This window comes from Sphingomonas sp. CFBP 8760, assembly GCF_014841615.1.
Taxonomy (GTDB): domain Bacteria; phylum Pseudomonadota; class Alphaproteobacteria; order Sphingomonadales; family Sphingomonadaceae; genus Sphingomonas.
Genome location: NZ_JACYUG010000001.1, coordinates 111,906 through 122,112 on the forward strand (window position 1 = coordinate 111,906; position 10,207 = coordinate 122,112).

Genomic DNA, 10,207 nt, shown 5'->3' on the forward strand with positions numbered 1-10,207 from the left:
GAGCCGATCATGGCCGATACCGACACGCCCGCCGACGATACCACGCCCAAGAAGCCGGCACGTCGTCGCTCGACCACCCCGGCCAAGTCGGCGGCCGCCAAGCCCCGGGCGGTGAAGGCGAAGCCGGCCATCGCCCCTGCGGTGGAACCGGTCAAGGCGAAGGCGCCGCCCAAGCCCCGCAAGACCAAGCGTACCGCCGCTGCGGCATCGCGACAGAACCCCGCACGCAAGGCCGCCACGCGCACCAAAGCGGCGGCCAGGACCGCCACCGACCGGGTCGGCGGCAAATGGGGCGTGGCAGCGATCGGCGCGGGACTGGCGGTTGCGGGTGCGGCGGCTGCGTTGCTCAGCTTGCGCGGCAGTTCCGCCAAACCGGGTAATCCCGCCGTAGCCAAGACCAAGGCGATCGCGCATCAACCCGATGGCAGCGATTCCTCCGCCTCCTTCGAAGCGGGGATCGCGGACGAAAACACGGTACCGGCAAAGACCGTGGATTGATCGATCAGGTGACGGTGATCGGAACGCCGATCGCCGTCACCTGCCATCGACCGGCAAGCCGGCACCTGTGATGATGCCGGACCTGTGTCGATCACGCCATTGGCTGGCGGAACGTTCATAACCACTGCGGTATGGCGAAACTATGCCGTGTTAACGCGTTTCCATGTCCATTCGGCCGAACAGATCGACATCACGCGGGGTGACCCAGCCGTAATGGTAATTCAACTGGAACAGCACGAACAGCAGGGTCGCCACCACCGTTACCCGTAAGGCGATCCGCCCCGCCCGAAATTCGTGCGGCGCGCTTTCTGCGGTTCCCGGAACATGGTCGCCCCCCGCTTCATGCGTCGTCCTGACCCCGAAGGGCAGGACGAGGAAGACGGAGAACGACCAGAACAGGATGTAGATCGCCAGCGCCGACGTCCAGCGCATGGGATTCAGGCCTCGATCAGCAATACGTCGACGATCGGCTTCTTGCCCGTCCAGCGCGTCGCGATCTTGCGCACGGCGAGCCGCACGTCCTCACGCTGGCGATCGATCCCGCGCCGGTTGCCGCGCATCGCCTGTGCCGCGGCATCGACCGCATCGTCGACGAACGCCTGCCGCTCGTCTTCGACCGGTACGCCCTGCACCCGGATCTGCGGCCGTCCGATCAGCCGACCATCCTTGCCCATCGCCACCGCGACCGAAATCTGGCCGTTCAATGCCAGCTTGCGCCGCTCGTTCACGGTCGACCCATCGGCAGGCAGGATCACGTCGCCGTCCAGCACCAGTCGTCCGATCGGCGCATTGCCGATCTTCTTCGCCGGCCCCGGCAGCAACCGGACGATATCGCCGTCCTTCTGCACGATCGAATTCGGCACACCCTGTGCCAGCCCGAACCGGGCCTGCTCCATCATATGCCGCATCTCGCCATGGGTCGGGACCAGCAGGTCCGGACGCAGCCATTCGTACATCTTGGCGAGTTCGGGACGGCCGGGGTGGCCGGAGACGTGGACATGCGCCTGCCGCTCGGTGACCATCTCCACGCCCTTGCCCGCGAGCAGGTTCTGGATGCGGCCGATCGCCACTTCGTTGCCGGGAATCTGCTTCGACGAGAAGATCACCATGTCGCCGGCGTCCAGCGAGATGGTGTGCGAACCCTCCGCCACGCGCGACAGCGCGGCGCGCGCCTCGCCCTGGCCGCCGGTCGCCACGATCAGCACCTTGTTCTTGGGCAGGCGCATCGCCGCTTCCGGATCGATCGTCTCGGGGAAATCGAGCAGATAGCCGGTCGCCTTGGCTACCTTCAGGATCCGGTCGAGCGACCGACCGGTGACGCACAGCCGCCGGCCGGTTTCCCGCGCGACCTGACCCAAGGTGTGCAGACGTGCCGCGTTGGAGGCGAAGCTGGTCACCAGCACCCGCCCCTTGGCCCGCGCGATCGTCTCGCCCAGCCCCTTGCGGACGCTGGCTTCCGAACCCGAGGCTTCCTTGTTGAAGACGTTCGTCGAATCGCAGACCAGCACGTCGATCCCGGCATCGCCGATCGCGGTCAGTTCTTCCGGTGAGGCCGGCTTGCCCAGCACGGGCGTGGGATCGAGCTTCCAGTCACCCGAATGGAACACCTTGCCCTCGGGCGTGTCGATCACCAGTGCCGACGCCTCGGGAATCGAATGCGACAGCGGGACGAAGGTGACGCCGAAGGGCTTCAGGTCGATCCGCTTGCCATATTCGACCAGCTTCAGCTTGACGCGATCGGCGATGCCCTCCTCGTCCAGCTTGCCCCGGATCAGCCCGGCGGTGAACGGCGTCGCATAGAGCGGCACGCCGAGGTCTTCGGCGAGATACGGCAACGCACCGATATGGTCCTCGTGGCCGTGGGTCAGCACGATACCGACCAGATCATCGATTCGGTCCTCAATGAACTGCAGATCGGGCAGGATCACGTCGATGCCGGGATAGGCCGGATCGGCGAAGGTGATGCCGCAGTCCACCATCAACCACTTGCCGCGACAGCCATAAAGGTTGACGTTCATGCCGATCTCGCCGGAGCCGCCCAGGGCGCAGAAGAGAAGTTCGTTCTTGGGAGTCATTCAGATCTTTCTTGTCGGAAGCGCCGGATGGTCGCCCGGCGGGGGCGTGGTTCTGGGGATATGGGCGCTTTGCCACATCATCGCCAGTCCCTGGATGGTCAGGTCGGGTTCTATCCGGTCAAATACGTCGGTATGACGCTCGAACAGGGTGGCGAGGCCGCCGGTCGCGATCACCGTTACCGGCCGGCCGACTTCCGCTTTCAGGCGGGCGACCAGCCCCTCGATCATCGCGATATAGCCCCAATAGATGCCGATGTGCATCTGGTCGACCGTGTTGCGCCCGATCACGCTGGCCGTTGCCGGCGCCTCGATCGCGATGCGCGGCAGTTTCGCGGCGGCCGTCACCAGGGCATCCAGCGACAGATTGATGCCGGGCGCGATGATGCCGCCCTTGTAGGCGCCGCGATAATCGCTGACGTCGAGCGTGGTAGCGGTGCCGAAGTCGATCACGATCAGATCGCCGGGATGCAGCGCATGCGCCGCGATCGTGTTGACCGCGCGGTCCGCGCCCAGCGAGGCGGGCTCGTCGACGTCGATGGCCATGCCCCATTCCACCGGCGCCCGTCCGGCGATCAGCGCCTCCGTCCGGAAATATTTGGACGCCAGCACCTGAAGATTGTGCAGCGCGCGCGGCACGACCGTGGCGACGATCACCGCTTCCACCACATCGCGGGTATAGCCTTCGAGCGCCAGCAACTGGCTGAGCCAGACGGCATATTCGTCGGCGGTGCGCCGCGGATCGGTGGCGATGCGCCAGCGGCCCCGGATATCGCTGCCTTCGACCAAGGCGAAGACGACGTTGGTATTGCCGGCATCGATCGCGAGCAGCATGTCAGGCCCCTTCGAGCAGGAAGACGTCGGCAGCATGGATGATACGCCGCTCGCCGGACGCCAACCGCAGCAGCAGCGCGCCATCGGCATCCAGACCGTCGAACAGCCCGTCGATCCGGCCGCCATCGGGCAACCGAGCGGTCAGGGCCGTGCCAGCCGGATGCGCACGCGCCAGCCAGCGTGCCCGCACCGGCACCAGTCCCTCACTCCGCCACCGGACCAGCCAGCGCGCCATGCTGTCCGCCAATACCTCGCCGAGCGTCGACGGCAGCACGTTCACGCCGTGCGCGGCCAGACTGGTCGTCGCACGATCAGGCAGATCGGGATAATGGGCAAGGTTGACGCCGATGCCGATCACGACCGCATCGTCGATCCGTTCGAGCAGGATGCCGCTGAGTTTGGCATCGTCCAGCAACAGGTCATTGGGCCATTTCAGCGTCATCACCGTGCGATCGGCCAGGAATATGCCGATCGTCTCCTCCAGGGCGACTGCCGCCAGCAACGCCAGGGTGGCGGCGGGAGGATCGCCTGGCCGTACCCGGACCAGCGTGCTGGCGTAGAAATTGCCGATCGGTGATACCCAGTGACGACCCTGCCGCCCGCGACCGTTTAGCTGGCACTCGGCCTGCAGCCAATATCCTTCGGCTACCCCCGCCTGTGCCAAGGACAACAGATCGGCATTGGTGGATCCCGTCTCCCGGACGATGTGGATCACCATATCCCTCGGGCCGATAGTGCAGTCAGAACAACGATCGCGCGGCCGCGAGGCTCCAAGCCGCCAATGCGGGGATCAACAGATAACCCAAAGGCGAGATCACCACGGCACTCACCGCGATCAGGCCGCCCATCAACGGCCCCTCGTTACCCTTGACGAACGCGGTCGCAGGTTCGTCGAAGTACATCGTCTTAACGATCCGAAGGTAGTAGTAGGCGCCGATCGTCGAAGCGGCGATACCGACCACGGCAAGGGGGAACAGCCCCGCATCCACCGCTGCGGCAAAGACCGCGAATTTGGCATAGAAGCCGAACAGCGGCGGGATACCCGCCAGCGAGAACATGAAGATCGCCATCGCCGCCGCCAGAGCGGGCCGGGTCCCCGACATTCCCGCGAGGCTGTCGATCGCCTCGACCGGCTGGCCATCCGCATCGCGCATCTCCAGCACGACGAGGAAGCTGCCCAGCGTCATCACGATGTAGATCGCCAGATAGGTCAGCACTCCGGCGACACCTTCGGGCGTCCCCGCCGCCAATCCGACCAGCGCGAAGCCGACGTTGTTGATGGACGAATAGGCCAGCAGCCGCTTGATGTTGTTCTGTCCGATCGCCGCCACTGCGCCAAGCAGGATCGACGCGAGCGCAGCGAAGATCACGATCTGCCGCCAATCGGCCAGCGCCGGCCCCATCCCCTCGACCGCGACGCGCACGCCCAGCGCCACGGCCGCCACCTTGGGCGCCGAAGCGAAAAAGGCGGTGACCGGGGTCGGTGCGCCCTCATATACGTCGGGCGTCCACATGTGGAACGGCACGGCCGCCATCTTGAACGCCAACCCGGCAAACACGAATACCAATCCGAACAGCATGCCGATGGACCGGCCCGGTGCCGCATAGGCACTGGCAATCGCATCAAACTGCGTGGTGCCGGAGAACCCGTAGACCAGACTGATGCCGTAGAGCAGGATACCGCTCGCCAATGCGCCGAGCACGAAATATTTGAGTCCCGCCTCGGCAGACCGCGTATCCCGCCGCATGAAGCTCGCCAGCACATAGGCCGACAGACTCTGCAATTCGAGCCCGACATATAGCGTCAGCATGTCGGACGCCGACACCATGATACCCATGCCTGCCGCGGAAAGCAGCAACAGCACCGGATATTCCGGGCGCAGATCATCACCTGATGTCCGCTGGAAAAATCCGGGCGCCATCAGCACGGCCACAGCCGTCGCACCGTAGATCAAAACCTTGGCGAAGGTGGAGAACGCATCCGCGCGGTACAGGCCGTCGAACGCATCGCCGCCCGACCCCGCCGGACCGGTCAGCGCGATCCCCGCCCCCAACAGGATAGCGACTGCGGCCCACGATACGGCGCGGGTAGACGCCGGCCCTGCCCAAGCGGCAACCAGCATCAGCGCGACCGCGCCGACGCCGAGCACCAGTTCGGGCAGCGTCATCGCCAGATTGGCGGCATAATCCATCAGTGCGCCTCCCCGGGCGTCGATTCGTGTTCGGGCGCATGTACCGCGCCATGGGCGGCGGCAGCCGCCGGGTTGCCTGCGGTCGGACGGGAGTCGCTGATGGGTGCCGCACGGTCGATGCGCTGAAGCAGCACCGCCACGTCCTTACGCATCGGTGCCAGAAAACTCTCCGGATACACGCCCATCCACAGCACCACCGCCGCGATCGGCGCCATCAGCCACAACTCGCGTCGGGAAAGGTCTGGCATCGCCCTGACCTCGTCCGACGGGATCTCGCCATAGGCGATACGCCGGTAAAGGTAGAGCATATATGCCGCACCCAGGATGATGCTCGTCGTGCAGAGCAACGCCGTCCAGGTTGATACCTGATAGGTTCCCATCAAGGCCAGGAACTCGGCGACGAAGCCGCTGGTGCCCGGCAAACCGATCGAGGCCATGGTAAAGAACAGGAACAGGATCGCATAGCGCGGCATGTTGATGCTGAGGCCACCATATCGCGCGATCTCCCGCGTGTGCAGGCGATCGTAGATCACGCCCACGCACAGGAACAGCGCGCCCGATACCAGTCCGTGGCTGAGCATCATGATCATCGCGCCTTCGATACCCTGCCGGTTGAACGCGAACAGACCGATCGTCACGATCGCCATATGCGCTACCGACGAATAGGCGATCAGCTTCTTCATGTCGGCCTGCACCAGCGCGACCAGCGACGTGTAGATGACCGCCACCGCCGACAAGCCGAAGATCAGCCAGGTCAGCTGACCAGACGCCTCCGGGAACATCGGCAGACTGAAGCGGAGGAAGCCATAACCACCCAACTTCAGCAGCACGCCCGCCAGGATCACGGAACCAGCGGTCGGTGCCTGGACGTGCGCGTCGGGCAGCCAGGTATGCACCGGCCACATCGGCATCTTGACCGCGAACGACGCGAAGAACGCCAGCCACAGCCAGGTCTGTACGCCCGCCGGGAAATCATAGGCCTGAAGCGCCGGGATGCTCGACGTGCCTGCCGTCCCCGCCATGTACAGCATCGCCACGAGCATCAGCAGCGAGCCGAGCAACGTATAGAGGAAGAACTTGTACGACGCGTAGATACGGTTCGCCCCGCCCCAGATACCGATGATCAGGTACATCGGGATCAGGCCGGCTTCGAAGAACAGGTAGAACAGAAACAGGTCCTGTGCCGCGAAGGTGCCGATCATCAGCACCTCGGTCAGCAGGAACGCCGCCATATATTCCGGTACGCGCTTGGTCACCGAGCGCCAGCTGGCACCGATGCAGATCGGCATCAGGAACACACTGAGCATGATGAGCATCAGCGCGAAGCCGTCGATGCCCAGATCCCAGCTGAAGAACCCAAGGCGGATGCCCTGTTCCGCGAACTGCCACTGGGCACCGCCGATATCGTAATTGAGCCACAACAGGATGCCGAGAGCGAGATCGACGAAGGTCGCGCCAAGTGCCGTCCAGCGGGCACCGTCGGCCGACAGGAACAGACAGGCGATCGCGGCGATGGCCGGGACCGCGAGCATCACGGAAAGGATAGGAAAGCCGTCCATCACCCGATCAACCCGCAATGGCCCAGGTGACCGCGGCGGTAAGCCCGATCAGCATGACGAAGGCATAGGAATAGAGATATCCAGATTGTAGCTTGGCGGCACCCCGTGCGCCGAACTGGACCAGCCAGGCCGATCCGTTCGGACCGAACCGGTCGATGGTCTGCTCGTCACCGCGATGCCACAGCAGACGGCCGATGGCGAAGGCAGGGCGTACGAAGATCAGATGATATAGCTCGTCGAAATACCATTTCCGCAGCAGGAAGCCGTACAGAACGCGGAACTGCTCGGCCATCGCCACCGGGAAGGCGGTGTTGCGGATATAGGCGTACCATGCCGTCAACAGCCCCAGCAGCATCGCGATCGTCGCCGACAATTTGATCGCCACCGGTACCTCGTGCATCGAATGCATCAGGTGCTCGCGGAAGGCCAGCGCACCACGCCAGAAATGCTCGCCCGACTCCGGCTCAATGAAATAGCCATGGAAGGCGAAGCCGGCGGCCACCGCGCCGATCGACAGGATGCCGAGAGGCACCAGCATCGGGATCGGACTTTCATGCGGATGATAGCCACCCGTACCAGCCGGCAGGTCCTGCTGCGCGGGACCATGGGTCGACGGAGCATCGCCCGAATCCTCGGCGTGCGACGGGTTGCCATGGCTTTCATCGGCATGATGGTCGTCGTGGCCATGTCCGTCATGCGTGCCGTGCCCATGGGCATCATGCAGCGCATGCTGGATATGCTCCGAGGCGGCCCAGCGCGGCGCGCCCCAGAAGGTCAGGAACATCAGTCGCCACGAGTAGAAGCTGGTCAGCAGCGCGACGAGCACACCGACGAACCACACGCCCGGCTGACCGGCCGCCCAGCTCGCCTCGATGATCGCATCCTTGGAATGGAAGCCGGCAAAGCCGATGCCGAGCGGATTGCCGAACACGGCGGGCAGGCCGACGCCGGTGATCGCCAGCGTGCCCATCATCATCGCCCAGAAGGTCAACGGGATCTCTTTCCGCAGGCCACCATAGTACCGCATGTCCTGTTCGTGATGCATCGCGTGGATCACCGATCCCGCGCCCAGGAACAGCAGCGCCTTGAAGAAGGCATGGGTGAACAGGTGAAACATCGCCGCCCCGTAGGCGCCCACGCCCGCAGCAAAGAACATATAGCCGAGCTGGCTGCACGTCGAATAGGCGATCACGCGCTTAATGTCGGTCTGCACCAGACCACAGGTCGCGGCGAACAGGCAGGTCGCAGCGCCGACAAAGCGCACGACATCGAGCGCCACGGGTGCGACCTCGAACATCGGCGACAGGCGGCAAACCATGAACACGCCGGCGGTCACCATCGTCGCGGCATGGATCAGCGCCGACACCGGAGTCGGCCCCTCCATCGCATCGGGCAGCCAGGTATGCAAGCCAAGCTGCGCCGACTTGCCCATCGCGCCGACGAACAGCAGCAGACAGAGCACCGTCATGGTATCGAACCGGTGTCCCAGGAACCCAATCGTCGATCCGGCCATCCCCGGCGCGGCATTCAGGATTTCCGGGATCGACACCGTGCCGAAGACCAGGAATGTCCCGAAAATACCCAGCATGAAGCCGAGATCGCCGACCCGATTGACCACGAACGCCTTGATCGCGGCGGCATTGGCCGATGGCTTGCGGAACCAGAAGCCGATCAGCAGGTAAGACGCCAGACCGACGCCCTCCCAGCCGAAGAACATCTGGACGAGGCTGTCGGCCGTCACCAACATCAGCATCGCGAAGGTGAACAGCGACAGATAGGCGAAGAACCGCGGCTGGTCTGGGTCCTCGCTCATATAGCCCCAGCTATAGAGGTGGACGAGCGCGGAGACGCTGGTGATGACGACCAGCATCACCGCGGTCAACGCATCGACCCGCAGCGCCCAGTCGACAGTCATGTCGCCCGACACGATCCAAGTCAGCACCGGCGTGACGCTGGCGACCGACGATCCCGACAGGAACCCGATGAAGATCGGCCACGACAACGCGCAGGATACGAACAACGCGCCGGTCGTGACGACCTTGGTGGGTACGAAACCCAGAGCCTTGTTGCCCAGCCCCGCAATGGCGGCCGCCAGCAATGGCAGAAAGACGATAGCGAGGATCAACCGTTTATCCCTTCATCCGGTTGACGTCGTCGACCGCAATGGTGCCGCGACCGCGGAAATAGATCACGAGGATCGCCAGCCCGATCGCAGATTCACCGGCAGCCACCGCCAGCACGAACATCGCGAACACCTGCCCGACGAGATCGCCGAGATAGGCCGAGAAGGCGACGAGATTGATGTTCACCGCCAGCAGGATCAACTCGATCGCCATCAGGATGACGATCAGGTTCTTGCGGTTCACGAAGATGCCCAGCACCCCCATCGTGAACAGCACGGCGGCGACGACCAGATAATGGATCAACCCGATCACAACTGCACCCCCTGCCCGATCGGCGGCTGAACGTTGCGCGTCGCATCCTGCGGACGCCGCGCATTCTGACGCGCGATGTTCTGGTACCGGCTGCCGCCACGTTCGCGGTGGGTCAGCACGATCGCCCCGATCATCGCGACCAGAAGGACGAAACCCGCTGCCTCGAATATGAAGACGTACCGCGTATAGAGCAGATTGCCGATCGCCTGGATATTGGGGACTGTCGGATCAAGCGGCGCGGCGCGGCGCGTCAGGTCGATCTTACCCGCGCTCCATGCGCCCAGGGCGATCATCACCTCGGCCGCCAGCGCGACCGCAATGGCGAGGCCGATGCCGGCGTAGCGCGCCACGCCGGCCCGAAGCTGGGTGAAATCGATGTCGAGCATCATCACGACGAACAGGAACAGCACCGCGACCGCACCGACATAGACGATGACAAGCAGCATCGCGATGAACTCCGCCCCCACCAGCACCATGAGACCGGCGGCGTTGAAGAAGGCGAGGATCAGCCACATGACCGAATGGACGGGGTTGCGCGACGAAATCGTCAGCGCGCCCGACACGATCACCACGACGGCGAAGAGATAGAAGGCGATTGCCTGGATCACGCGGTCAGG

General features: G+C 64.3%; 10 protein-coding genes. 1 reads left to right on the forward strand and 9 read right to left on the reverse strand.

The annotated features are described in order from the left end of the window. The first annotated feature begins 9 nt into the window (after positions 1 to 9). Positions 10 to 498, forward strand: coding sequence for a hypothetical protein (locus IFT82_RS00465; protein ID WP_199860264.1), 489 nt, complete (start codon positions 10 to 12; stop codon positions 496 to 498). A gap of 150 nt (positions 499 to 648) precedes the next feature. On the opposite strand, the gene IFT82_RS00470 is transcribed toward IFT82_RS00465, so the two are convergent. From IFT82_RS00470 to IFT82_RS00510, 9 genes are read right to left on the reverse strand one after another with little or no spacing between them, the layout of a single operon-like run. Continuing rightward, positions 649 to 930 (reverse strand): DUF1467 family protein, encoded by a 282-nt coding sequence (locus IFT82_RS00470; RefSeq protein ID WP_192123305.1) that lies wholly within the window; start codon positions 928 to 930, stop codon positions 649 to 651. Positions 931 to 935: 5 nt separating this feature from the next. Next, the gene (locus IFT82_RS00475) at positions 936 to 2,573 is read right to left on the reverse strand and encodes a ribonuclease J (RefSeq protein WP_192123307.1); all 1,638 of its coding nucleotides are present in this window, start codon (positions 2,571 to 2,573) and stop codon (positions 936 to 938) included. Further along, positions 2,574 to 3,404: a type III pantothenate kinase gene (locus IFT82_RS00480; protein WP_192123310.1), complete on the reverse strand. Its 831-nt coding sequence runs from the start codon at positions 3,402 to 3,404 to the stop codon at positions 2,574 to 2,576. It abuts the gene before it with no gap. A gap of 1 nt (position 3,405) precedes the next feature. Continuing rightward, positions 3,406 to 4,119: a biotin--[acetyl-CoA-carboxylase] ligase gene (locus IFT82_RS00485; protein WP_192123311.1), complete on the reverse strand. Its 714-nt coding sequence runs from the start codon at positions 4,117 to 4,119 to the stop codon at positions 3,406 to 3,408. A gap of 25 nt (positions 4,120 to 4,144) precedes the next feature. After that, on the reverse strand, positions 4,145 to 5,596 hold the full coding sequence (gene nuoN, locus IFT82_RS00490) for an NADH-quinone oxidoreductase subunit NuoN (RefSeq protein WP_192123313.1): 1,452 nt from the start codon (positions 5,594 to 5,596) through the stop codon (positions 4,145 to 4,147). Continuing rightward, positions 5,596 to 7,155, reverse strand: coding sequence for an NADH-quinone oxidoreductase subunit M (locus IFT82_RS00495; protein WP_192123316.1), 1,560 nt, complete (start codon positions 7,153 to 7,155; stop codon positions 5,596 to 5,598). The genes nuoN and IFT82_RS00495 overlap by 1 nt, the downstream gene beginning before the upstream one ends. Positions 7,156 to 7,162: 7 nt before the next feature. Then, positions 7,163 to 9,280, reverse strand: a complete 2,118-nt coding sequence (gene nuoL, locus IFT82_RS00500) for an NADH-quinone oxidoreductase subunit L (protein ID WP_192123318.1) — start codon at positions 9,278 to 9,280, stop codon at positions 7,163 to 7,165. Positions 9,281 to 9,284: 4 nt separating this feature from the next. Continuing rightward, positions 9,285 to 9,590, reverse strand: a complete 306-nt coding sequence (nuoK, locus tag IFT82_RS00505; RefSeq protein ID WP_192123320.1) for an NADH-quinone oxidoreductase subunit NuoK — start codon at positions 9,588 to 9,590, stop codon at positions 9,285 to 9,287. Continuing rightward, complete coding sequence (locus IFT82_RS00510) at positions 9,587 to 10,198, reverse strand: NADH-quinone oxidoreductase subunit J (protein WP_192123322.1); 612 nt, start codon at positions 10,196 to 10,198, stop codon at positions 9,587 to 9,589. The genes nuoK and IFT82_RS00510 overlap by 4 nt, the downstream gene beginning before the upstream one ends. Between the last annotated feature and the right edge of the window lie 9 nt (positions 10,199 to 10,207).